The organism is Nocardia sp. NPDC003963 (genome assembly GCF_053605105.1).
In genome coordinates this window covers 19,804-43,825 of the sequence record NZ_JBSGIP010000037.1, presented here as the reverse complement: position 1 = coordinate 43,825, position 24,022 = coordinate 19,804, and the positions used below count along the sequence as shown (strand labels likewise).

24 protein-coding genes are annotated in these 24,022 nt (G+C 69.1%); 13 read left to right on the top strand and 11 right to left on the bottom strand.

Annotated features, from left to right (window positions below):
- Positions 1–62 precede the first annotated feature (62 nt).
- Positions 63–1,103, top strand: a complete 1,041-nt coding sequence (locus tag ACWEWT_RS31270; protein WP_452564386.1) for a PDR/VanB family oxidoreductase — start codon at positions 63–65, stop codon at positions 1,101–1,103.
- Between the two features lie 83 nt (positions 1,104–1,186).
- On the opposite strand, the gene ACWEWT_RS31265 is transcribed toward ACWEWT_RS31270, so the two are convergent.
- Positions 1,187–1,630, bottom strand: coding sequence for an NUDIX hydrolase (locus ACWEWT_RS31265; protein WP_452564385.1), 444 nt, complete (start codon positions 1,628–1,630; stop codon positions 1,187–1,189).
- Between the two features lie 524 nt (positions 1,631–2,154).
- On the opposite strand from ACWEWT_RS31265, the gene ACWEWT_RS31260 reads away from it, so the two are divergent.
- The 5 genes from ACWEWT_RS31260 to ACWEWT_RS31240 all read left to right on the top strand — a co-directional run bounded on the left by ACWEWT_RS31260 (position 2,155) and on the right by ACWEWT_RS31240 (position 8,189).
- Positions 2,155–3,240 (top strand): NAD(P)H-dependent amine dehydrogenase family protein, encoded by a 1,086-nt coding sequence (locus tag ACWEWT_RS31260; RefSeq protein ID WP_452564383.1) that lies wholly within the window; start codon positions 2,155–2,157, stop codon positions 3,238–3,240.
- Between the two features lie 399 nt (positions 3,241–3,639).
- Positions 3,640–4,449: an SAM-dependent methyltransferase gene (locus tag ACWEWT_RS31255; protein WP_452564381.1), complete on the top strand. Its 810-nt coding sequence runs from the start codon at positions 3,640–3,642 to the stop codon at positions 4,447–4,449.
- A gap of 13 nt (positions 4,450–4,462) precedes the next feature.
- Positions 4,463–5,773, top strand: coding sequence for a diguanylate cyclase domain-containing protein (locus tag ACWEWT_RS31250; RefSeq protein WP_452564379.1), 1,311 nt, complete (start codon positions 4,463–4,465; stop codon positions 5,771–5,773).
- Between the two features lie 33 nt (positions 5,774–5,806).
- Complete coding sequence (locus ACWEWT_RS31245; RefSeq protein WP_452564377.1) at positions 5,807–6,364, top strand: TetR/AcrR family transcriptional regulator; 558 nt, start codon at positions 5,807–5,809, stop codon at positions 6,362–6,364.
- Between the two features lie 70 nt (positions 6,365–6,434).
- A complete protein-coding gene (locus tag ACWEWT_RS31240; protein WP_452564375.1) occupies positions 6,435–8,189 on the top strand; it encodes an alpha/beta fold hydrolase in 1,755 nt (584 codons plus the stop codon).
- 22 nt (positions 8,190–8,211) lie between these two features.
- Here ACWEWT_RS31240 and ACWEWT_RS31235 read toward each other — a convergent pair whose 3' ends face one another.
- Entirely contained in the window at positions 8,212–8,844 is a 633-nt protein-coding gene (locus tag ACWEWT_RS31235; protein ID WP_452564374.1) for an NADPH-dependent F420 reductase, read from the bottom strand.
- Between the two features lie 99 nt (positions 8,845–8,943).
- Here ACWEWT_RS31235 and ACWEWT_RS31230 point away from each other — a divergent pair, with 99 nt between their 5' ends.
- On the top strand, positions 8,944–9,378 hold the full coding sequence (locus ACWEWT_RS31230) for a winged helix-turn-helix transcriptional regulator (protein WP_452564372.1): 435 nt from the start codon (positions 8,944–8,946) through the stop codon (positions 9,376–9,378).
- On the opposite strand, the gene ACWEWT_RS31225 is transcribed toward ACWEWT_RS31230, so the two are convergent.
- Positions 9,357–10,001, bottom strand: coding sequence for a TetR/AcrR family transcriptional regulator (locus tag ACWEWT_RS31225; RefSeq protein ID WP_452564370.1), 645 nt, complete (start codon positions 9,999–10,001; stop codon positions 9,357–9,359). The two genes, ACWEWT_RS31230 and ACWEWT_RS31225, sit on opposite strands and share 22 nt — an antisense overlap.
- Before the next feature lie 118 nt (positions 10,002–10,119).
- On the opposite strand from ACWEWT_RS31225, the gene ACWEWT_RS31220 reads away from it, so the two are divergent.
- The gene (locus ACWEWT_RS31220) at positions 10,120–10,533 is read left to right on the top strand and encodes a Dabb family protein (protein WP_452564369.1); all 414 of its coding nucleotides are present in this window, start codon (positions 10,120–10,122) and stop codon (positions 10,531–10,533) included.
- A gap of 30 nt (positions 10,534–10,563) precedes the next feature.
- On the opposite strand, the gene ACWEWT_RS31215 is transcribed toward ACWEWT_RS31220, so the two are convergent.
- The gene (locus tag ACWEWT_RS31215) at positions 10,564–10,740 is read right to left on the bottom strand and encodes a hypothetical protein (protein ID WP_452564367.1); all 177 of its coding nucleotides are present in this window, start codon (positions 10,738–10,740) and stop codon (positions 10,564–10,566) included.
- A 90-nt stretch (positions 10,741–10,830) separates the two neighbouring features.
- Between ACWEWT_RS31215 and ACWEWT_RS31210 the strand changes: the two genes are divergently transcribed.
- Complete coding sequence (locus tag ACWEWT_RS31210; protein ID WP_452564366.1) at positions 10,831–12,261, top strand: DUF2252 domain-containing protein; 1,431 nt, start codon at positions 10,831–10,833, stop codon at positions 12,259–12,261.
- Between the two features lie 40 nt (positions 12,262–12,301).
- Here ACWEWT_RS31210 and ACWEWT_RS31205 read toward each other — a convergent pair whose 3' ends face one another.
- Together ACWEWT_RS31205 and ACWEWT_RS31200 are read right to left on the bottom strand one after the other, a co-directional pair.
- Positions 12,302–12,964, bottom strand: coding sequence for an O-methyltransferase (locus ACWEWT_RS31205; protein ID WP_452564364.1), 663 nt, complete (start codon positions 12,962–12,964; stop codon positions 12,302–12,304).
- Between the two features lie 56 nt (positions 12,965–13,020).
- Positions 13,021–13,935, bottom strand: a complete 915-nt coding sequence (locus ACWEWT_RS31200; protein ID WP_452564362.1) for an alpha/beta hydrolase — start codon at positions 13,933–13,935, stop codon at positions 13,021–13,023.
- 145 nt (positions 13,936–14,080) lie between these two features.
- On the opposite strand from ACWEWT_RS31200, the gene ACWEWT_RS31195 reads away from it, so the two are divergent.
- Together ACWEWT_RS31195 and ACWEWT_RS31190 are read left to right on the top strand one after the other, a co-directional pair.
- A complete protein-coding gene (locus ACWEWT_RS31195) occupies positions 14,081–15,019 on the top strand; it encodes an aminoglycoside phosphotransferase family protein (RefSeq protein ID WP_452564361.1) in 939 nt (312 codons plus the stop codon).
- A 66-nt stretch (positions 15,020–15,085) separates the two neighbouring features.
- Positions 15,086–16,087 carry an AraC family transcriptional regulator gene (locus ACWEWT_RS31190; RefSeq protein ID WP_452564360.1) on the top strand — a complete coding sequence of 334 codons (1,002 nt, stop codon included), beginning with the start codon at positions 15,086–15,088 and terminating at the stop codon, positions 16,085–16,087.
- Positions 16,088–16,108: 21 nt separating this feature from the next.
- Here ACWEWT_RS31190 and ACWEWT_RS31185 read toward each other — a convergent pair whose 3' ends face one another.
- Both ACWEWT_RS31185 and ACWEWT_RS31180 read right to left on the bottom strand, forming a co-directional pair.
- Positions 16,109–17,308, bottom strand: a complete 1,200-nt coding sequence (locus ACWEWT_RS31185) for a cytochrome P450 family protein (RefSeq protein ID WP_452564359.1) — start codon at positions 17,306–17,308, stop codon at positions 16,109–16,111.
- A gap of 145 nt (positions 17,309–17,453) precedes the next feature.
- A complete protein-coding gene (locus ACWEWT_RS31180; RefSeq protein ID WP_452564358.1) occupies positions 17,454–18,215 on the bottom strand; it encodes a GntR family transcriptional regulator in 762 nt (253 codons plus the stop codon).
- 169 nt (positions 18,216–18,384) lie between these two features.
- Here ACWEWT_RS31180 and ACWEWT_RS31175 point away from each other — a divergent pair, with 169 nt between their 5' ends.
- Complete coding sequence (locus ACWEWT_RS31175) at positions 18,385–19,593, top strand: TIGR03364 family FAD-dependent oxidoreductase (RefSeq protein WP_452564357.1); 1,209 nt, start codon at positions 18,385–18,387, stop codon at positions 19,591–19,593.
- Here the strand turns inward: ACWEWT_RS31175 and ACWEWT_RS31170 are convergent, their stop codons facing one another.
- The 3 genes from ACWEWT_RS31170 to ACWEWT_RS31160 form a co-directional block, all read right to left on the bottom strand.
- Complete coding sequence (locus tag ACWEWT_RS31170; protein ID WP_452564356.1) at positions 19,594–20,397, bottom strand: alpha/beta fold hydrolase; 804 nt, start codon at positions 20,395–20,397, stop codon at positions 19,594–19,596. It lies immediately after the preceding gene.
- 274 nt (positions 20,398–20,671) lie between these two features.
- Positions 20,672–21,946, bottom strand: coding sequence for a Zn-dependent hydrolase (locus ACWEWT_RS31165; RefSeq protein ID WP_452564355.1), 1,275 nt, complete (start codon positions 21,944–21,946; stop codon positions 20,672–20,674).
- Positions 21,947–21,958: 12 nt separating this feature from the next.
- On the bottom strand, positions 21,959–23,077 hold the full coding sequence (locus tag ACWEWT_RS31160; protein WP_452564354.1) for a diaminopropionate ammonia-lyase: 1,119 nt from the start codon (positions 23,075–23,077) through the stop codon (positions 21,959–21,961).
- Positions 23,078–23,222: 145 nt separating this feature from the next.
- Here ACWEWT_RS31160 and ACWEWT_RS31155 point away from each other — a divergent pair, with 145 nt between their 5' ends.
- Positions 23,223–23,996 carry a GntR family transcriptional regulator gene (locus ACWEWT_RS31155; protein ID WP_452564353.1) on the top strand — a complete coding sequence of 258 codons (774 nt, stop codon included), beginning with the start codon at positions 23,223–23,225 and terminating at the stop codon, positions 23,994–23,996.
- Positions 23,997–24,022: the final 26 nt, after the last annotated feature.

Genomic DNA, 24,022 nt, shown 5'->3' with positions numbered 1-24,022 from the left:
TCGGCATCGCGCGCTGATCTGCCGCTTTGTAAGCTGGCCGCCATGTCCAGTCGGAGCACGCCGTGACCACCCCGGATTTCTTCCCGCCCCGGGCATTACGGGCACTCGGTGCGGTATTCGACACCTACCGGAGGATTTTCGTCTCCGGGCCCGCGGCCGCGCTGCTGTCCCGTCCCGATCCGGTGCGCCGCGGCGGATTCGACCTGCGCCTCGTCGTGGCCGATATCAGGGAGGAAGCCGACGAGGTACGCGGATTCGATCTGCGCGCGGCCGACGGCGGCCCGCTACCGGCCTGGCGGCCGGGCGCCCACCTCGATCTGTTCCTGCCCTCCGGACGGCAGCGGCAGTATTCGCTGTGCGGTAACCCGCAGGAACGATTCCGCTATCGGATAGCAGTACGGCGTATCGTCGGCGGTGCCGGCGGTTCCCTCGAACTGCATCGCGATATCCGCCCCGGCGATGCCCTGCGCGCCCGGGGCCCGCGCAACGCGTTCACGTTCGTGGCGGCGCCGGCGTACCTGTTCGTCGCCGGCGGTATCGGCATCACGCCGATCCTGCCGATGGTCCGCGCCGCGGGCGGACGCGGCCGGCTGACATATACCGGACGCTCGCGCGCGAGTATGCCGTTCGTCGCGGATCTACCCGGCGCCACGATCCGGCCCGACGACGAATACGGTCCACCGGATATCCCGGAACTGATCGCGGCCGCCCCACGCGGCGCGGCCGTCTATGTCTGCGGCCCGCCGCCGATGCTGGCCGCGGCCCGGCGCAGCAGATTCGAGATCGACCCCACCGGGTCACTGCACACCGAGCAGTTCTCCGCGCCCCCGGTGGTCGGTGGAAAAGAGTTCGACCTCGTTCTCGCGCGGTCCGGCCGCACGCTCCGGGTCGGCGCGCAGGAAACAGCGCTCGCCGCGATCGGCCGAGCGGTACCCGATGCCGCCTACTCGTGTCGCCAGGGCTTCTGCGGCACGTGCCGGACGGCGGTACTGGCCGGCGAAGTGGAACACCGGGATCGGGCGCTGCCCGCTACCGAACGCGCCACGCATATGCTTCCCTGCGTTTCGCGCGCGGCGGGCGAAACGCTGGTCGTCGACCTCTGATGCGGAAATCCCCGCCGGTGACTTCCCCGGCCGGGCACAGCGCGCCGAGCCGATCACCCCGCCGGACCGACGGCGCCGGCCGATCAGGGATAGACCAGCTCGCGGTAACTGTCGAGAATCCCCTGGATGGAGGACGTCACGTGCAGATCCGCGTTGAGCGGAGACCACTCGTAAGCGGCGTGCGCGCTCAGCACGATCGGCCCCGTCGCCGCCACCTCTACAGCGAAATGCAACCGCCGCACCGGTTTACCGGCCGGCGACAGGTAATCGAAATCGCCGATATGGTGCCGGATATCGGTGACCGTCAACCCGGTCTCCTCCTGGACACCACGAATGAGAGCGCCGGTGACCGACTCACCGGATTCGACCGTCGCGCCGGGCAATTTCAGAGTGGGACGTATCGGACCACTGCTGGGCAGTTCGAGTAACAGGACTTCCCCACCCCGGTCGATTATCGCGCCCACCCGCAGTCCGACCCCGTCCCGCTCGCCACGTGGCAGGGTCTCGTCGAACATGGATACCGTCATGTGCCGGTTTCACCAACCTTCGATCGGGCGGACTCGCCACGATCACGCCGCAGGCGAGCCCTTCGATATTACCGCGCCGTGACCATCGGATGACAGCGTATTGACCGAAGTCATACCCCCGGAGGGTGGTATCCGGCAGTGCCACGCAGGGCGTCGAACTCGCCGCCGACAAGGGCCCTCGCGCAATTCCGCCCCTCTCGAACATGGTTCGTCACCAAGGGTTTACCGCGATTTCGACCCGGACGACCGCGGCCGTACCCGATCCGCACAATGCTCGACCCGAGCGCATTTCGGGACCCCCGGCACGCGATACCGGCTGTGACGGATACCTCGTCCCGACGGATACCTCGATGTAACGAACCGGGCGGCCACCCGGCCGGAATCGGGCCCGCCGTCCACCGTGGACGCGATCACCGCACGATCCGATACCCACCCGGATCCGACCGGCGACCGCACGAGAATTTCATTCTCCAAAATTCAGAGTATTCGTTCCGTAAATGCGCGAACCGCCCTATCCTGAGCGGGTGCTCGAAGGTGATCGGTATCGGGTCGTCCAGTGGACGACCGGCAATGTCGGGAAGAGTTCGGTACGCGCCATCGTCGCGAACCCCACTCTCGAACTCGTCGGCTGCTACGCCTGGGCACCGGCGAAAGCCGGGCGCGATATCGGGGACCTGTGCGGAATCGAACCACTGGGCATCGAGGCGACCGGCGATATCGACGCACTACTCGCCCTGGAACCGGACTGTGTCGTCTACAACCCCATGTGGATCGATGTGGACGAACTCGTCCGCATCCTGTCGGCCGGTATCGACGTGGTCACCACGGCGTCCTTCATCACCGGACACCGGCAGGGGCCGGGGCGCGACCGCATCGCCGAGGCCTGCCGCCGGGGCGGTTCGACCATCTTCGGCTCCGGTATCAGCCCCGGGTTCATCGATCTGCTGGCGATCGTATCGGCGGGCATCTGCGACCGGGTCGACAAAGTGACCGTCAGCGAGGCGGCCGACACCACCTTCTACGACTCACCCGCGACAGAGCGCCCGGTGGGTTTCGGGCGGCCGATCGACGATCCGGCGCTGCCGGAGATGGCAGCCGAGGGGACAGCGGTTTTCGGCGAGGCGGTACGAATGATCGGTGACGCGCTGGGCGTGGAACTCGACGAGGTGCGCTGCGATGCCGAGTTCGCGCAGACCACCGCCGATCTCGACCTGGGCTCGTGGACCATTCCCGCAGGCTGCGTAGCAGGGGTGTTCGCCAGCTGGAAAGGGCTCGTCGCGGGGCGCACTCTGGTGGAATTGACTGTGCGCTGGCGTAAGGGACCGACGCTGGAACCGGACTGGAAGATCGACCAGGACGGCTGGATCCTCCAGGTGGACGGGCGCCCGACAGTGAAGAATGTGGTGAGTTTTCTGCCGCCACCGGACTTCCAGGCCGAGACCATCGCCGATTTCATGACCCTCGGGCACATCATGACCGCCATGCCGGTGATCAACGCGATTCCCGCCGTGGTCGCCGCCGCGCCCGGCATCGTCACCTACAACGACCTACCGCTCATCCGGCCGCGCGGAGTCGTCCCCGGTCTCGACGGGACGCGCGCCGACTCCTGACGGGCGATCGTTCGTCACGACGGCACCGCATTCGGGCGAACCTGCCGGTCCGCGAGCGGAAGCTCGCGAACAGGCCGGTCCTCGAGCGGAACGACCGGGATGCGGGCAGCCGGGCGACGGGCGATTCGACGATCCGGCCGCGTCCATATCCGAACATGTTGCGCAACAGCGCATTATGTCGAATCCGCCGACGCGCATCCACCGCACGCGACGCTGCGCCGGACCGGGTCCGGCGCGGTACGGGCTAGTATTTCGCACAGTGGCGACCGGCGGGCGGTAGTACCGCCGGAGCGGCGGACGTCCGTACCGCGGACGATCCGAGGTGCGACGCAGGGATCCGCGCACGACCGGTAGGCCGACACCGCGCACGCGCGCGGTGTCGAGCGCAGAGGGGATGAGATGGACAGGCCGGCATGGGCACCCGAGGGTGTGGACATGGGTCAGCCGAGCCCGGCGCGGATGTACGACGCGCTGCTCGGTGGATCGCATAATTTCGAGGTCGACCGCCGCGCCGCCCAGCGCGGCAGCGCGCTGGTACCCGATCTGCCCCGGCTGGCCCTGAGCAACCGGGCCTTCCTGCGCCGCGCGGTCCGTTTCCTCGTGGGCCAGGGCGTGACCCAGCTGATCGATATCGGTTCCGGCATCCCCACCGCCGGTAATGTGCACGAGATCGTGCAGGAATGCGGTTCACCGGCCCGCGTCCTCTATGTGGATATCGATCCCATCGCGGTCACGCATTCCCGCGCGATCCTGGTGGGCGACGAACGGTACGGGGCCATCGAAGCCGACCTCCGGGATCCGGCCGACCTGCTGAGCCGGGTCCGCGATACCGGTCTCGTCGATTTCGGCCGGCCCGTCGGAATACTGCTGTTCGCGGTACTGCATCTGCTCTCCGAGGACCATCGGCCCGCGGCGAAGGTGGCCGCGCTGCGGGAGTCGGTGGCCGCCGGCAGCTATCTCGCCCTCTCCCATCTGACCTCGGCGCAGCGCCCCACCGACGCCGCCCAGCTGGGCGCCTCGTCGGCGGCCGGTAACGGGGTGGGTATCCATTTCCGTTCGCGCGCGGCCATCTCCGGAATGTTCGACGGCTGGCAACTGGTGGAACCCGGTGTGGTCGAACTGCCGCTGTGGCGTCCGGAATCGGAGCGGGACCGGCACGAAGAGCCCGGCCGGTCACTCGGCCTGGCCGGCGTGGCGTACAAAGCCTGAACCACCCGGAACAGTGGAAGACGCGGGCGTAACCGTACGGGAACTCGCCGTCGCCTGGGCAGACGCACTCGACGGCACAGTCGCGCCGACGCTGACCCGCGACCGGATCGAGGATCTGCTGACCGACTGGACGGCACGGCTCCTGGACGCGCTGCGCGGTCGTCGCGAACCAGGGATCGCGCGGGCCGCCGCGGCGGCGCTCGCCGAAGCCAACTACCGCGACCCGCAGGTGGTCGGCCGTACCGTAGCGGTGATCTGCGGGGCGATGGCCGATCGGCTGAGCCGCACCGAGCCCGGCCGGACCGCGGTACGCGACCGCGCGATCCTGGTCGCCGCCGAATTCGCCACGGGTTATACGGCCACGCTGCGCTCGGTCGCCCTGGCCGAGCAGGAGGCCACGCTGGCCGCGGCGCTGGCCGCCGCCCAGGAAGCGGAGCGGCGCCGGAAACTGTCCGAGGCCCGCTTCGCCGCGGTGTTCGCCGGTGCCTCGGTGGGTATCGGGACCGTCGATCTCGAAGGGCGGGTCCTGGAGGCCAATACCGCGTTCGCGGAAATGCTGGGCCTGGAGGTCGGCGAGATGCCCGGCCGGCCGGTGAGCGAACTGCTGGGCCCGGACAATATCGGTGCCGCCTACACCCGGATGACGCAGTTGCTCGCGGGCACTGTGGACCGGTTCCGGCTCGAGATCGACTACCGGCGTCCCGACGCCTCGACCGCCGGTATCGATCTGTCGATGTCGGCGGTCCGGGATCATCTCGGCCGGATCAGCTTCCTGATCGGAGTGGCTGTCGATGTCACCGAGCGCCGGGAGCTGGCCCGGCGGCTCTGGTACGACGCCAACCACGACGAACTCACCGGCCTGCCCAATCGCGGATACTTCTTCGACCGGCTCGCCGCGGCGACCCCGCCGGTCGGGGTGGCCTATCTGGACCTGGACGGATTCAAAGAGGTCAACGACCGCTGGGGTCATTCGGTGGGCGACGAGGTCCTGCGCACGGTGGGTGTGCGGCTGCACGGCATCGTGACCGCCGCGGGCGGGGTGGCGGCACGGCTGGGTGGTGACGAGTTCATCGCCATGATCGAGCACTGCTCGGGGACCGAACAGCTCGCTGCCATGCACGCGGATCTGCTCGCCACACTCACCGCCCCGATGGCCGTCCGGCAGCAGACGATCAGTATCGGCACCAGTATCGGCACCGTCTATCTCGAGGACGCGCCGGCGGCGATAGACGAGGCGATGCAGGCCGCCGATATCGCCATGTACCGGAACAAGGCCGCCCGGTCGCGCCCGCGGGACCCGGACGACCTCCGCCCTCCGGGTTGACATTTTTATGATGACCGGTCTACTTTTTGACCCATGGGCGCCAAAGGAGCCGAAACCCGGCAGCGAATGATCGAGGCGACACGATCCTCGATCGAACGTCGAGGCTACTTCGGCACCGGGCTCAACCAGATCCTCACCGACAGCGAAACCCCGCGCGGTTCGCTCTATTTCCACTTCCCCGGCGGTAAGGACGAACTCGTCGCCGCGGCCGTACACCAGGCCTGCGGACTGATCGACGCGGCGCTCGATGCAGCGGATTTCACCGATCCGGCCGGCGCGGTCGACGGGCTGATCACCCTGCTCGCCGATCGGCTCGAGGCCTCCGGCTGGGAAAACGGCTGCCCCGTCGCGACCGTGGCGCTCGAGGTCTCGGGCAGCAACGATACGGTCCAGCAGGCCTGCGCGCAGGTGTACGCCCGCTGGACCGAGGCGCTGCGTATCGTGCTGCGCGCCGCCGGGCATCACGACACCGCCGAGGATCTCGCGGTCGCACTGCTCGCTCTCGTCGAGGGGGCACTCCTGCTCGCCCGGACCCACCGCAGCCGCGATCCGCTCGATCGCGCGGCGCGCGTCGCCCGCACCCTGCTCTGACCCCGTCCGCACCGGGCGGGGCACTTAACTGACCTCAGAATATGTAGACCAGTCCAGTTAGGAATGGATTATGAGCACTCCCGACACAGTCGTATTCGGCGCGGCCGGTTTCATCGGACGCGCGCTCGTCGCCCGGCTCCTGGAACAGGGCCGCACCGTCGCCGCCGCCGTCCGCCCCGGCTCCGCGGCCCGGCTCCACTCCTGGCTGGACGACCACGGGCACGACCGGAACCGGCTGACGGTACTCGAGTGCGATATCACCGATCCCGGGCTCGGCGCGGTGGGCGAAGCGCAGCTGGACGAAGTGCGCGATATCTACAACTGCGCCGCTCGATTCGCTTTCGGACTCGACCCGGCGGTCGCCCGGGCGGTGAACATCGACGGGGCCGTGCACATCCTGCGCTGGTCCGCGAACCGTCCCCGGTTGCGCCGGCTGGTCCACATCACCGGATACCGGGTGACCGTGCCCGGATCCGCCGAACACGATTACGCGGTCGGCGCCTACGGCGCCTCGAAATTCGAAGCCGACGCCGTACTACAGGAGCAGGCGGCAGCCATCGCGGTCCCGCTGACCATCGCCAACCCGAGCAGCGTGCTCGGACCGGGCCAGTACATCGGTCTCGCCGAACTGGTCCGCGATCTCTGGAACGGCGCGCTGCCCGCCCTACCCGGTGACGCCGAAACCCTGCTCCCGATCCTGGATCTCGACTACTTCGTCGACTTCCTCACCCTGCTGCCGGAGGATCCGGATACCGCCGGCACTTCCTATACCGTGCTCGACCCGGCGAGCCCGCCGCTGCCGGAGATGATCGGCCTGCTGGCCCGCCATCTGCACGTCCGCGCCCCACGGTTCACCATCCCGCTGTCCCTGGTGGCACGGCTGCCGCGCAGCCTGACCGGGGTGGACCGGGAGCGGCTGGCCTTCGTCGCCGGGGACCGCTACGACACCTCCCCGGCCGACGCGGTGGCCGCCCGTGCCGGGCTCACCGCACCCGCGGCCGATACAGTGCTGCGCACCTGGGCGGATCACCTGGTGAGCAGTCGATTCGGTGCGGTCGAGGCCGATCCGGCAGCGGGTTTCGATCGCGGTCTCTGGGTCTCCGGCGAACGGCGGTCCCCCGAATTCGTACTGCTGCACGGCCTGCCCACCGACAGCGAGGCCTGGCGGGAAGTCCGTGATCGACTCGACGCGCCGGCCCTCGCCGCCGACCTGCCCGGTCTGGGCCGCTCCGCGCCCGCGACCGGCGACCCGGACCAGTGGTTCGCCGACCTCATGGCGCCCGTCATCGGCCGCCCGATCCTGGTCGGCCATTCCCTGGGCTGCGTCCCGGTGCTCCGGTACGCGACAGCCCATCCCGACCGCGTCGCGGGTGTCGTCCTGGTGGCCCCGGCCTTCCTACAACCCCGCGGTTCGTGGTTCCCGAGTACACCCCCGGCCGCCGCGCTCCTGCGCCGGCTGCCCACCGGACGACTGGCCACCGCGCTGGGTATCCCGGCCGGACCGGCGCTCGACAGCGCGCGTGCGAATCTGCGCCGCCCCGGAGTCGCGCGGCGCACGGTGGCGGCTCTGCGCGCCGCGCGCACACCGCGCGCACACGCCGCGGCACGACGGCTCCTCGACGAACTCGCCGTGCCGGTCCATCTCGTCACCGGATCGGGTGATCCGCTCACCACGCCGGTTACCGCACCGGTCACCGAGATCGACGGCGCCGGGCACTACCCGCACCTCACACATCCCGAGCGGATCGCCCGGATACTCGGCGCATTCCGGGAAGATCTCACGAACAGCGCCCCGGGCTCCGCGGCCGCTCGCACCGCCCGGTGACCCGGGCCCCGATCGGCGCCGCTCACGACCGGACCGGCGGCCGGGTCGGCGCCACGGTCCGGGGGTCGACACCGGCGAACGCCAGCGCGATGTACAGACCGGCCACCTCCTCCAGCTGCCGCGCCCGCGCCAGCGGCCCCACGACGACCGGGTCGGCACCCGCGTCGCGTACCAGGGTTTCGACCACCCGCAACGCGGCCGGTTCGTCACCGCACAGCAGGACGGTGGTCGTATCCGGCCCGCCCCACTGCGTCGAGGGCACCAGATGGAATCCCTTGACCACCCGGCCGCCCGGCGCGGCTCCGGCGATCCGGTCGGCATTGGAGAGTCCCGGTGGATTCAGCACCACACCCACCCCGTGCTCGACCGGATTCGTCGGGTCGATGATCGGTGTACCCGACAGACTCCCGGTGCCACCACCGGCCGCTTCGACGACCGGGCCGACCGCGTCCCAGGGCACCGCGAGCAGGACCGCGTCCACGTCACGGACTGCCTCCCGCGCGGTGCCCGAACGTGCCGGACCACCGAGCCGGCGGGCCAGTGCCGCTGCCTTTTCCGGTGTCCGTCCCGCCACGGTCACCTCATGGCCCGCTCGCACCCAGCAGGCGCCGAGCGCTTCGGCCAGATGACCCGTTCCCAGAATTGCGATCCGCACGGCCGGCTCCTCCACATTCGCGTATTTGATTGCGATGGCTACCGTAGAAAGCGTGATACGCACCGATCGGTGCGTACCGGCCGGAGACGCTGGTGGACGATGACCCGATACGACTACCGCGGCAGCGAACCGATCGCCGATTGCCGGCTGCGCGGGGCACTGGACCTTTTCGCCCACACCTGGGACCCGGTGGTACTCGCCGCGCTGGCCGACCGGCCCCGGCGCCGCGTCGAACTGCGCACGGAGATCGGCGGGATCAGCGATAAATCGCTCACCGAGACACTGCGGCGGCTCCTCGGCCGCGGCCTGGTGGCCCGGCGTCCGGACCCGGCCGCACCACCCGCGGTGGAATACCGCCTGACCACGCTCGGCGCCGGGCTGGTGGACGGACCGCTGCGCGCGCTGGCCGCCTGGGTGCGCGAGCACGGTGACGAACTCCGCGTACCCGACGGCGCCGATCCGCCGTTACGCGATTCCGGCCCGGCCACACCGGCAGGTGCCGCGGGGCACGATCAGTCGCCGCCCGTTCCGTAGGCGGCGAGGAACGTACGCACGGCGGCGGCGGCGACGGCGCGGAGTTCGGCGGCCGGGACCTTCCGGGTGCCGTAGGCGGACCGGTTCTCCAACGGCCCGGTGAGCAGCGCGAGGAATTGTTCGGCCGCGGTAGCCGGATCGGTGGTGCGCAGCCGCCCGGACAATGCGAGCATGCCCAGCCGATCGGTGAGCGCCTCCAGCGTGCGGGTGGCCGTGCGCTCCCGGACCAGGCCGACCAGATCGGGCAGCCGGTTGGCCTGCGCGGCGGCGAGACGGCGCAATGCGTGTGAGGTGTCGCCGGCGCAGATACGCAGCAGCCGCCGCGCCGTCTCCTCCAGCGCCGCGGCGAGATCGGGACCGGGCTTGCGCAAGCCCTCCACCGCGGTGAGACATTCGGCGCCCACGCGGTCGGCCGCGGCCAGTAGCGCCTCCCGCAGCAGGCTCTCCTTATCGGTCATATGGTTGTAGACGGTGGGTTTGGCCACGCCGGCCTCGGCGGCTATCTCCCGGACGCAGGCCTGCTCGTAGCCGAGGCGGGCGAATACGGTGAACGCCGCGTCCAGGATCGCCCGCCGCTTGTCGATACGCCCGGTGACCGGGCCGCCCTCCACTCGCGCACGCATCGTTCCATGCTAATGCCCATCCCACCACTTTGAACCTGCCGGTTCAATATTTCGTACCCTTGACAATACCAGTCGGCTAGATAATCTGAACCCACTGGTTCAATCTGGAGGTCTCCGAGTGATAGTCAACATCTTGCGGTTCAGCTTCAAAACCGATGTCGCACCGGACGTACAGGCCGACGTACTGGAGCGGATGCGCCGGACCGCGAGCGTGGAATCGGTCGAGTTCGGTGTCGTCGGTCGCGATATCGGCGACCCGCGCGACGGGTTCACCCATGCCTACACCGCCGCCGTCGCCGATCTCGCCGCGCTCGAACGCTATCTGCACGACCCGGTGCACCTGGCCGGTGATCCGCATATCCTTCCGCATTTCGCGCGACTGTCGGCTGTCCGCCTCTCCGACGACCCGGATCCCGAACTGACCGCGAAGATCGAAGATCTGCATCTGCGGAAAGTGCGCACCTATCCGGAATGGGGACGGATGCTCGCCGAGGTCGTCGACGGCAGTATCGCCACCGAGCCCTCCGCGTAATCGACGGCGCCGGATACCGATCGACGCGGATCACCGCACCGGTACGGAATCCGCCGCCGTCTGCCCCACACAGGCCGCCCACAGCGCCCGGTAGGCCCCGCCGTCGCGCGCGAGCAGCTCCGCGTGCGTACCGGTCTCCAGCAGTCGTCCCCCGCCCAGGACGACGACCAGATCGGAGTCCGCGGCAGTGGCCGGCCGGTGCGCCACGAGTTGAGCGCATCGTGATCCGAAGCGGCCGCCCCGCCTCACCCGGATCGGGTGACGACAGGAGTCCGGGACCGGCCCTACCGTTCGCGCATGGGCACACCGCATACCGCACCGCCCCGGCCGGGCGCCGATTCCGCGACCCGTTCCGTTCTCATGGACCACGGTGCCCGGCAGCGGAGCCTGACCCCCTTCAGCGCGATCGCCGCCTTCGATCCGGCTCCCGACCGCGACCCTCTCGCCCTGCTCGAATCGCAGGTCCCGACCCGGGTCCCCGAGCTGGTACCGGTGCGCTACGGGCGGATGGCGGTCTCGCAGTTCTCCTTCTTCCGGGGTGCCGCGCTGGTGATGGCCGATGATCTGGCACGGTCGCCGAACACCGGACTGCACACCCAGCTGTGCGGGGACGCCCATCTGAGCAATTTCGGGCTCTACGCGACTCCGGAGCGCAAACTCGCCTTCGATGTCAACGATTTCGACGAAACCTATCCGGGACCCTTCGAATGGGATGTGAAGCGACTCGTCGCCAGTCTCGCGATCGCCGGGCGCGACAACGGTTTCAAGAAGAAGCTGCGGCGGCGGATCACCCGCGCCTGTGTGGCCGAGTACCGCGAGACCATGAGCTATCAGGCCGGGCGCGGTGAGCTGGCGGTCTGGTACTCCCATATCGATGCCGCCACGGATATGGAAGAACTGCGCGATGTCCTGGACTCCTCGATCCGCAAACGCGTCCAGAAGACGATCGACAAGGCATGGGCGCGTGACAGTTTCCAGGCGCTGTCCAAGCTGACCACGGCCGGCAACGGCACCCCGCGCATCGTCAGCATGCCGCCGCTGATCGTTCCGGTCGAGGAGCTCTACGCCGATGTGGACGCGGATATGGTGCACCGGAACCTGATGCGCCGGCTGGCCGACTATCGCGGCACTCTGCAACCCGACCGCCGGTTCCTGCTCGACCGCTTCGACTATGTGCACGCCGCCCGCAAAGTGGTCGGTGTGGGCAGTGTGGGCACCCGCACCTGGATCATCCTGCTGCGCGGACCGGGCAACGAACCGCTCTTCCTCCAGGCCAAGGAGGCACAGCCCTCGGTACTGTCGCGCTATCTGGACGGTCCCGAGTACGGCAATCAGGGCGAACGCGTGGTGACCGGGCAGCGGCTCATGCAGGCGGCCAGCGATATCTTCCTGGGCTGGCAGCAGCATCCGGACCCCGACTCCGACGGCGTGACCCGCGATTTCTATATCCGCCAGCTCCGCGACGGCAAGGGTTCGGCCGTGATCGAGACCATGTCGCCGGATCTCATGGCGCTCTACGGAAGGCTGTGCGCGCGGGTGCTCGGCCAGGCACACGCCCGCGGCGGCGACCGTTTCGCCATCGCCGGATACCTCGGCTCCGACGACGAATTCGACGAGGCGATCGCGCAGTTCGCCGAGGACTACGCCGACCGGAACGCCCTGGACCACGCGGAACTGCGCCGGGCGATCGACGACGGGAGGATCACCGCCGCACTCGGCACCGAATGACCCGCCGGCGCCGCGGCGGAACCCGCGCCCGCCCGCCGGTTCAGTTCACGACAGCGAAAGCGAACCCGTCCCAGCCCTTCGCGCCGACCGTCTGGAGCACGGTGGCGTCCAGACGTGGTTCGTCGGCCAGCAACTGGACGAGTTCCCGGCTCGCCCGCACCGCGGGATCCTCGTTGCCCGCGTCGGCGAGGCCACCGCCGCGCACCACATTGTCGACCACGATCACCGCACCGGCCCGGGCCAGCCGCAGTGCCCACTGCACATAGTTGGAGTTGTTCACCTTGTCCGCGTCGATGAACACCAGGTCGTAGGGGTCCGGTTCTTCGCCGGCCAGTACCGGCAGACTGTCCAGCGCCGCGCCCACCCGGATATCCACCCGGTCACCGACCTCGGCGCGATCCAGATTCGCCCGGGCCACCTCGGCGTGCCGGGGCTCGAACTCGAGAGTCGTCACCCGGCCCCCGGCGCCGACACCACGGGCGAGCCACAGCGTGCTGAAACCGCCGAGAGTGCCTACTTCCAGGGCCCTTTTCGCACCGGTGGACCTGGCGAGCAGGTACAGGAATTTACCCTGCGCCTCGGAAACATCGATGGCGGGCAGGCCCGCGTCCGCATTGGCCCGCAGGGTCGCACTCGCCTCGGTGTCCCGTGCCAGCCGGTCCACCACGTACCGGTCCACGTCCGCCCAATCCGGTGTGCTCATATCCGCAGTCTGCCACCTTCGGGGGCGCGCCGGTGCGACCACGATCGCGCCGGGCGCTACCGGACGGCGACACCCAGCGCCGCCGCCAGCGCGGTCAGCCGGGCATTCCGGTAGACCCGGGAGACCGGCGCGGCGTACTCGACCAGATCGAATCCGTGATAGGCGCCGCGGACCTCGTACACGCTGCAGGGCACGCCCGCGCGGCGCAGCCCGTCGGCGTAGGCGAGGTCCTCGTCGTAGAACAGGTCGTGGGTGCCGACCCCGATCCACGCGGGTGGCAACCCGGCCGGATCCGCGTGCCGGCCCGGGGCCGCGAGCGGCGGGACCGGGCCGGCGCCGAGATCGCCCAGATAGGAATTCCAGCCGAACCTGTTCGCGCGGTTGCTCCACATCCGCAACCACCGGGGGTCGATATCGGTACGTGCCGCGGTGCGGTCGTCCAGCATGGGGTAGGACAACAATTGCAGCACCGGCTGTATCTCGCCGCGGTCGCGCGCGAGCAGTGCCAGGGCCGCGACGAGTCCACCACCCGCGCTCTCCCCCGCGATCGCGATACGTTCCCGGTCGACCTCCGGCTGCTCCGCGAGCCAGCGCAGACCCGCGTAACAGTCCTCGAGCGGCACCGGATAGGGATGCTCGGGTGCCAGCCGGTACTCCACCGATGCCGCGACCACGCCGAGCCGGGCGGCCACCGTCGCGCAGAAACGATCGCCCATGGCGGCGTTGCCGATCACGTATCCGCCGCCGTGTACGAACAGCAGCCCCGGCACCGGACGCGATACCGCGGCGGGACGGAACACCCGGACGGTCACATCCGCGTCTACCCGCTCGATCGACCCACCCACCGGCCGCGCCCGCCCGGCCCGCCCGCTGAGCGCGCGGATCATCCGGAGGGTATGCGGGGACACCACCGTACGGGGCAGGAAGCGCGCGCGGCGCAGGTCCGGATGGAAACCGGTCTCCGACGTCATTGCCGTATCCACACTCTCGTCACCGCACCGGTGCCGTACCCGGTGCCCACTCCCGCAGCGTACGGGCCGGTGGCCGGATCCGGGCCGGATCGAACCCGGCGATACCGGGTTGTGCCGGCCCGCGGCGTCTCGGCAAGCTGGCTCCGTGACCATCTCCCTCCCACCCGATGTGGTGGACACCATCCGGACGATCTTCACCGAACGCGGCGAACGCTGGCTGGCGGAACTACCCGCGACGGTGAACCGGTTGTGCCGTGACTGGGAACTGGAGGTGATCGGCACCTCCTTCTCGGGTGGGACCCATTCCTTCGTGGCCCCGGTGCGCCGGGCCGACGCCGGTGTCGCGGTGCTGAAGGTCCCGGTGATCGACGAGGAAGACGCCGGTGAGGCCGCGGGTATGTACTGCTATCGCGGCGACGGCGCCGCGTATCTGTACGAATTCGATCCGGGCACCCGCGCATTGCTGCTGGAATGGGCCCGGCCCGGCACCCCGCTGGTCGATCAGCCGACCATCCCCCTGGAGGGCCGGCCGGAGCACGCCGACGCGGTACAGCTCGCCTGTGCCCTCTACCGGCGGCTACGCCGTCCACCCACTGAGCTGCCCCCGGGATATCCCGCACTGCCACTGGTCGCCGATATCGTGGCGGACTGGTCGAAGCGGCTGACCGGACCCGCGCTCACCGGTTACCTGACCGACGAGCTGGCCGGCCTTGCCCGGGACCGGTGCGCCGCACTGGCGGAGCCGGACGGGCCGGAACTGATAGTCAACCGGGATACGCATCTGGGAAATATCGTCGCGGCCGAACGCGAACCCTGGTTGCTGATCGATCCGAAGGCCTGCCTGGGCGAAGCGGCCTTCGACGCCGGTTTCCTGATCCTGAAGATGGTCGAGTCGTACGCGGACCCGGAACCACGGCTCGCCCACCGGATGGTGGCCGTCGCGGCCGACGGCCTCGAGGTCGACCGTGACCGGGCCCGCGCCTGGGCATACCTGCGCGCGGTGGAGGAGATCGCCTGGTCCCTCGAGGACGACCGGCCCCTCGATGCCGCCCGCTACCGCCGGGTGGCGGCCGCCCTGTCGTGAACATATCTCTGCGCGAGGGGAATTCGCGGACGCCACGTACCCGTCCCCGCCGGGCCCAGTATCGTGGTGACGCTGATCGCATCGGCCGGCAGCAGGGGCCGACCGATCCTGATCGAGGGGATGGTCGCAATGCGCTGGTACGACGTGGCCGCGTGCGGACCCGAATCGTTCTCGGCCCTGGCCGACGGATTCGTGCCCATGGCACACGAATTCGGTGACCATGCGGGCTGGCACGCCGGACTGACCACCCAGGAGTCGAGTACCTACACCCTGCTGCGCTGGGACCAGCACGGAAATCGCCTGTGTCATCGCACCCCTCGGCATATCCGCCGGATCCCCGGTGACGATTTCTTCTGGATCGTCGTACCCGACCGCGGTGATTTCGCGATGCGTTTCGCGGACCGGGTGACCTCGGTCCCCACCGGGTACGCGGTCGTGGCCGGACTGGAAGTGCCGTGCCGGTTGCATATTCCCGATTCGGCGGCCTACGGGTTCCAGGTGCCGCGCACCGAGATCGAGCACCGGCTACGTCCGCGCAGCCATATGAACCTGGTCCTCGATATGAGCCGGGGCCTGGGCCGGATCGCCGCGGATATGCTCCGCGGCACCCACGCCGAACAATCCCGGCTGTCCGAACGCGAATTCAACGCGGTCTGCGATCAGGTCACCGAATTGCTGTGCATGCTGGCGGTGGGCGAGACGACACCGCAGGTGTCCCACCACGCCCAGGTGGCCGAGAGCATCCGGCGCCATCTGCGCGCGCATATCGGCAGATCCGATGTACGCCTGCCCGCGGTCGCCCGGGCGCTCGGCTGGTCGCCCCGGCAACTGCGGGCGGTACTGCACGAGAGCGGAACGACCTTCCGGGACCTGCGCCGCGAAGAGGCCCTGCGGGTGGCGCGCGAACTCCTCGCGGATCCGCGCGCCACCATGACCATCGCGGAATTGGCGACCCGCTGTGGTTTCACACCCACCTGGTTCTCGGCCGCGTTCAAGGAACGATTCGGCGTGACGCCCCGGGAGTTCCGGCGCAGCAGACGCGCCGAGCCGGGTTCCCCGACGATGTGAATCGCGGGACGCGCCCGGTGGTTAGGAACCGGGATTCAACCGCACCGGCAGTTTCTCCGGGCCGACCGTGCTGATCTGCAGTGTGTACTCGACCTCGGGGGACGGCACGGCCAGGGTCAGCTTCGGGTAGCGGGTGAACAGCGCCTGCAACGCGATCCGGCTCTCCAGCCGGGCCAGCGGCGCGCCGAGGCAGAAATGCGGTCCGCGACCGAACGCGAGCTGGTCCCGGTGCTCGTGGTCGATATCGAATACCTCGGCGTTCGGGACGAGCAGCGGGTCCCGGTCGGCACCGCCCCACCAGAGTGTCGGCGTACCCGCCGGGATATCGACACCGGCGACCGTCACATCGCGGAGTGGGTAGCGCATGATCGCCCCGACCACCGAGGAGCGGTAGCGCAGCGCTTCTTCGACCACATCGGCCCAGCGATCCTCGGCCTGCGCCCGCGCCAGCTGCCCGGGGTGGTCGCGCAGGGCGATCACCGCGTTGCCCAGCAGATGCACCGTAGTCTCGTGCCCCGCCACGATGACCAGCCACAGCACCCCGATCAGTTCCTCCTCGGTGAGCTCGTTCGCCGCATTCGCCTGCAACAGCGCCGAGGTCAGATCCTCGCCGGGTTCGGCCCGCTTCTGCGCGAGCAGTTCGACGAAGTACCCGCTCATGGCCGCCATCGCCGCCTGGGTCTGTTCGCCGGTGCTGTGCGCCGAGACGATCGTCAGAGTCCAGTCCTTGAGCTGCGACTGCACATCCAGCGGCACCCCGAACAGATCGCAGATCACCCGAACCGGCAACGGGACGGTGTAGTTCGAGACCAGATCGATCTCGTCGGTATCGGGGAAATTGCCGATGAGTTCGTCGGCGATCTGCTGGATCCGCGGTTCCAGCGCCGCGATCCGGGCCGGCGTGAACGCCTTGTTGATCGTCTGGCGCAACCGCCGGTGCGCGGCACCGTCCTGGTTCAGCATATGTTCGGCGTCGGTCAGCGCGCGCAGCGGCCAATCGGCGGGGATCCGGCCGTCCCGCAACGCCGGGCAGTTCGAGGGATGTTTGGCGAAGACCTTGTCGTCCAGTACCTCGGCGGAGGCACGGTGGCTGACCGCGAAGTAGGCGCCGACTCCGCCGAGCAGTTCGATGGGGACGACCTCACCCGCGCGGATTATCCGCTCGAGCGTTTCGTACATCGACTCGCCGGGAGTCGGAAGCTGGATGACATTCTCGGACATGCTGTCTCCCTGATTTCGGTGCGCTCGGGGATCGAGTGTCGGACGCCACCCGGGTCCGCACAATCCGGAGGCCCGATCCTGCCCCGCCCCGAAATTCCGCGGTACCGGAACGTAATTCCGCCGTGCGGACAGGGCGCCCCGCCCCTCACGGTTCCGCGTGTTTGCGCACCTTCGGCACACCAGCGGAACCCGGCGCCGCCGGCCGGGAGTTGTCGATGGTGAAGGTCACCCGGTCCGGCCGGTAGCGGTCCTCGCCGTACTCCAGTGGGGTCCCGGCCGCCGAGGAGGTGAGCCGCCGCTCCCGCAGCAGCGGCGTACCCGCGGCGATTGCCAGTAGTGCCGCATCGGTCTCGTCGGCGCCGACCGCGTCGATGGTGTGCCGGGCCGAATGCAGATCCACCCCGCGATCCGCGAGATGGGCGTAGATCGAGGCGGTATCCGGGTCGAAATCGAACAGCAACCGGCCCACATCCTCGACGAAGGCGGCGCGTTCCACCAGCACCGGTTCACCGTCGAGCAGCCGTAACCGCAGGACCTCGATCACCGGGGCGCCCTCCTCGATACGCAGTGCCGCCGCTGTACCGGCCGCGGCGCCGCGGCGGGCGATCTCGACGGTGCGCTGACCGGGGACGCGCCCGATCCGTTCGGCCCAGGCGGTGAAGGAGAGCAGTGTTTCGAAGGGTTGCCCGACCGCCGTCTCGCGCACTACCGGCCGACGTCCCTGGCCGCCGTCGATGAGGCCTTCGTGCCGCAGGGTCGCCAGCGCGGTACGCACGGTGCCCCGGGACGCCCCGAACTCCCGGCACAACTCCGACTCCGACGGCAGCGAGGCCCCGGCCGGGAACTCGGCCCGCCGGATACGGTCCCGGAGCGCCGCCGACACCCGGGCGTGCAGGGGTGGTGTCACGATGTCCTTTCGGTCGGAGTCCGGACAAGTTGATCGTACAAGTGGCAACCGTCGGGTATGAATTCGGGAAAGTATCCGTCTCATACTGTAGAAACAGCCGGTGAACTTATCTATACAAGTTGAGCGAACATCTTGATCGGACCGCGAGCGCCCTGCGACCATTCCGGCCATGGCTCTCACCACCGACCCCGCTCCGCCCGCACTACCGACCGGGCCGGTCGACCTGGCCGTCGTCGGCGCCGGCATCGTCGGACTGGCCCACGCGATCGACGCCGTGGAACGGGGCATGCGCGTCGCGGTCGTCGAGCGGGACGCGCGGGCCGTCGGCGCCTCCCTCCGCAATTTCGGGCATATCTGCGCGACCCCGCAGACCGGTATCGCCCTCGACTACGCCCTGACCGCCCGGGAGAAGTGGTTACGACTCGCCGATCTGGCCGGGTTCGAGATCGCGCGGGCCGGAACACTGGTGGTGGCCCGTACCGACGCCGAACTCGGTGTCCTCGAGGAGTTCGCGGCCGAGCGCGGCACCGAGCAGGTACGCCTGCGCAGCCGCGCCGAGGTGGGCCGGCTCTTCACTCCGGCCGCGGACCCGGGCAGCGAGATCGTCGGCGGCGCGCACCTTCCACTCGATCTGCGGGTCGACCCACGGGAGGCGATCCCGGCACTGGCCCGCTGGCTGGCCACGCGTGATGCGCAATTCCTGTGGCACACCCATGTGGGCGCCGTCGCCGAAGGTGTCGTGCACACCGCGCGCGGGGATCTGGCCGCGACCGCGATCGTGCACGCCGCCGGCCACGATATCGACCGGCTCTTCCCCGCTATCGCCGCGGAGCACGGGGTCCGCCGCTGCCGCCTCCAGATGCTGGAGATCGCGCCACCCGGCGATATCCGCATCGAACCGGCGGTACTCACCGGCTATTCCATGCTGCGCTACGGCGGACTGGCCGCTACCGCGTCCGCCGCGACCGTCCGGCGCGAGATCACCGACCGGGCGCCCGAAACCCTCGACGCCGTCATGAACCTCATGCTCACCCAGCGTCCGGACGGTTCGGTGGTACTCGGCGATACCCACCACTACGCCCGCACCCATCTGCCCTTCGACGACGAGGACATCGCGGACCTGGTGCTGCGCGAAGGCGCCCGGCTGTTCGCCACCGAGACATTGCCGGTACGGAAACGGTGGCGCGGTGTCTACGCGGACGCACCGGATACCGATTTCCTGGTGGCCGCGCCCGCACCCGGCGTCCGCGTCGTCTCGGTGACCTCCGGTATCGGCATGACCACCGCGCTCGGGTTGGCGCCGACGGTTGTGGAACAGCTGGTCCGAGCGCGCATCGAGCCGGGTGATCCGCTACGGCGGTCCCCCGGCCCGGCGTAGTCAGCCCGCCGCGGTCTCGATCACCGCGGCGACATCACCGGGCCGCGAGACCAGCGAGGCATGCGAGGCGTCGAGTTCGGTGGTCTGCGCGCCCATCCGATTCGCCATGAAACGCTGCGAGGCGGGCGGGATGACCCGGTCCTGCGCGGAGACCAGGTACCAGCTCGGCTTACCCGACCACGACGGCGCGCCGGAGGGTTCGAGATTGGCGCTCAGCGCGATCGACCGCTGGTGGGCGAGCATATCGGCAGCGGTGGCATCGTCGACGTCCTGGGCGAAGACATCGTGGAAGTACTCGGGCGCCACATACCCGTCGAGGTTGCGGCCCGCCACGCCCTGCGGATCGTCGACGACTTTCACCTGCAACGCCGGAGGCAGCAGCTGACTGCCCGGGAACCGCACCGGGTCCAATGCCAGCTGCGCGAACTCGCCCTGGGTCGGCGCGAAGGCCGCGACATAGACCATGGACTCGACATCCGGGTCGTGCACATTGCTGATCACGAACCCGCCGTAGGAATGGCCCACGAGCACGATCGGCCCCTCGACGGTGTCGAGGGTGCGCTGGATCGCAGCGGCGTCGTAGGCGGGCCCGCGCAGTGGGTTCTCCGGCGTCAGCACCTGATAGCCCTGCCCGCGCAGCCGGGCGGCGACCCCGTTCCAGCTGGTCGGATCGGCGAACGCACCGTGCACCAGCACCACGGTCGGCCGGTGCGCGGCCGAGGCGGGCATCGCGACGGCCGCGGTCGCGACCACAGCGAGGAGTACAGCGAGCAGAACGGTACGCAGAGTGCGGATGATGGTCATCGGTTTCCCTGTCCGGTCTCGGTTCGGATGGCTACGAATTCGAGCAGTCCGGCGCGAACAGCGCACAGCGCCGCACAGGTGACGCGAGTGATCAGTGTAGCCGGGTCGGCCCGGGGCGAAAGGGCGATCCGGCCACTACCGGCAGCCCGATCCAAACCCCGCGCAACCCTGTCCACACGCTCGAGAACGCCCTGCGCCTACCTCGTCGGAAAACCCGAGCCCGCATGACGAGAACTCCTCCGTGCCACCGGACCACGTCGGCACACAGGGAAGTTCATTCCACCGCGGCACCCACGAGCTCCAGTACGGCCTGGAGCAACACGTTGATCCCGTCGGCACAGGCTTCCGGGGTGGAGTACTCACGAGGGTTGTGACTGATTCCGTCGTAGAGCCCGGGGACGAAGATCATGCCCGCCGGGCACAGGGCCGCGATCTCTCCCGCGTCGTGACCGGCACCGGAGGTGAGGTGGGCGCAGCTCATCCCCAGGTTCGAGGCGTGTTTCTCGACGAGGTCGCGCATCCGTTCCGGGAAGGCCACCGGCGGCGTCCGAGCCGTGGTGCGGGCGGTGACGGTGACTCCGGCGAGCTCGGCCACTTCCGCCACGTACCGCGTGAGTTCCGCTTCCGCACGTTGCATCACCGCAGCGTCGGGGTTACGCAGGTCGACCGTGATCAGCGTTTTCTCGGGAACGATATTGATCAGGTTCGGGTAGTTCACCTGCCGCCCGACGGTGGCCAGCAGACGACCGTAGTCACCCGACTCCACCATCTCGTTCAGCCGCACGGTGATCAGTGCCGCCGCCAGGCCGGCGTTGCGGCGCAGATGATGCGGGGTGGCACCGGCGTGCGCGGCGCGACCGGTGATCTGCAGTTCGAGCCAGGTGATCGCCTGGACACCGTCGACGACGCCGATCCGGGTCTGCTCGGCCGCCAGAATCGGCCCCTGCTCGATATGGCATTCGAGGTAGGCGTACGGCGCGCGGACAGGGACTTCGACCGCGCCGGGAAACCCGTGCCGGTCGAGTTCGGATCCGACGGTGACGCCGTCGGGATCGGTACGGGCCCGGGCGTCGTCCAGGGTGATCCGGCCCGCGGCCACGGCGCTGCCGAGCATATCGGTGCCGAAGCGCACTCCTTCTTCCTCGGTGAAGACGGCCACCTCGATCGGCCGCTCGGTAGTGATCCCGTGATCGTTCAGAGTGCGCACCACCTCCAGACCGCCCAGAACGCCCAGACATCCATCGAACCGGCCCGCCGTCGCCACCGTGTCGATATGGGATCCGACCACGACGGGCGCGAGCGTCTCGTCGTTGCCCGCGCGGCGCGCGTAGATATTGCCGATCCGATCGGTCGAGACACGCAGTCCGGCCTCCCGCATCCAGCCGGTGACCAGGTCTCGCCCGGCACGGTCAGCATCGGTCAGCGCGAGCCTGCGGACACCCCGCAGCCCGGTGTCGGTATCGGAATACGCGCCGATCTCCCCCAATTCATCGAGTGATCGCCACAGCCGCGCGGCGTCGATCCGGACGGCAGACGGGGGTGTGGTCATATGTTCCTCCGATCAGCGGGCCGCGAGCGCGGCACCGGTGACGCGATTGAAGTTGGCGATATCGGTGGCACCCTCGGTGGAGATCACCAGAACGTGATCCGTGGGGCCCAGATCCAATCCGGCGGTATGGCTCAGCGCGCCCGCCAGTCCGGCCGCACCGCTTTCTCCGGACACCACACCGTCGGCGTACATCAGACGCATCGCTTCTTCGGCAGCGGCATCGGTGACGGTGACGAAGGTGTCGTAGCCCGCGGAGACGTCGGGCCAGGCGATGACCGACGGAGTGCCGCAGTTGAGCCCGGCCATGATCGACCGCTGTGGTCCCGCGATAGTGGTGATCCCACCCGCTTCGATACTGGCCGTCACACAGTCGGCGTCGACGGGTTCCACCCCGACCAGCCTGGCCCGGTCCCGGAATCCCCGGGCCACCGCGGCCGCGAATGCCCCGACCCCGATCTGGGCCAGCACGATACTGGGCCGGGGCAGAGTTCCGGCGGCGATATCGTCCAGGATCTCACCGATCATCGTGGAGTATCCGTCGATCACCCAGGAGGGTGGTTCCGTATACCCCTCCCACGAGGTGTCGGAGACGACCAGCGCACGCGGGCCGGCGAGTTCGGCGCTGCGCCGGATGGCGTCGTCGTAACCGCCACGCACGATTTCGACCTCGGCACCCTCGCCGGCGATGGCCTCGACCCGCGCCGGGACCATATCCTCGGGAACGAGAATATGGGCGGACAGACCGAGCAGTGCCGCCATCCGGGCGACCGCGCGGCCGTGGTTTCCGTCGGTGGCCGAGACCAGGCGTAGTCCCGGCCGGTCGGCGAGTTCGGTTCGCAAGGAGGCGAGGTCGATTCGGCTGTCGATGCCGTGGCCCAGATACGCGAGCAATGTCCGGTAGGTGGCCCAGGAAGCGCCGAGGATCTTGAACGACGGCATACCCATCCGGCTGGATTCGTCTTTCGCGTGTACGGAGGCGACACCCAGCCGGGCGGCGGCCGCGGGCAGCGCGGAGATCGGGGTGGGCCGGTAGTCCGGCATAGACCTGTGGAAGTCCCGGCTCCCGTCCCCGAATGTGCGCACGGCGTCCTTGGCTACCAACGGATTCCGTACCAGTCGCGGTTCTGACATTGCGTTCCTCCCGGCCGGCTGATGAGGGCCTCAGCGTATTAACTTGTATGACAACTGTCAAGTGACTTAAGCCAAATCGCCCTGATAGGCTGCGCGGAGCGTCTCCGGACATATCTCCGAACAGCCGAGCGAAAGGGCTTCCGCGATGGCCACCAGCGCCCCCGGCGAATCCGTGCGAACCGGCGACGACATCTCCCGAATCCGGGCCCGGCGCCAATTGCACGCGGAGATCCGAGACGCGATCCTCAACGAATTCATCCTGTCCGGACAGCTTTCGGCCGGCGCCCGGCTGCCTTCGGAGAGCGAATTGTCGCGCCTGTTCGGCGCCTCCCGAGTCACGATCCGGGCCGCGCTGCAGAGCCTCAAGGATCAGGGGTACATCCGCATCGTCCGCGGTTCCGGTTCGATCGTGCTCCCGCTGCCCGAATCGATCAGTTCGGGTATCGACCGCCTCTCCTCCTTCGATACCTTCGCCACCCGGTCCGGTAAGGAAATTCGCACCGGCGACCTGGTATTCACCGTGATCGACCGCGACGACGACCCACTGGCCGAAGTATTCGCACCGGGCTCGATCACCGTGGTGAGCCGCACGAAGATCCTCGACGACCGTAAGGTCGCCCTGATCGTCGACTACGTTCCGGAGTCGGTGCTGCCCACGGATCTGATCCGGCGCCGCTTCGACGGTTCGGTGCTGGATCTGCTGCTCGCCGAGGGGCTGGCCGAGTATTCCGACGCCACCCTCACACCGGTGGTGGCGGCGGACGATGTGCAGGAGCGGTTGGCGTGCGAGAAGGGCAGCCCGCTACTGCAACTCAGCGAGCTCACCCGCGATTCGGTGGGTGCGGTCGTGAATCGGAGCGAGGCCTGGCTCTCGCCCGAGGCGTTCCGTTTCCAGCTGCGCCGCCGCCGCGACAGCTGAGGGCTGCCCCGCGGCCGGTCGGCCGC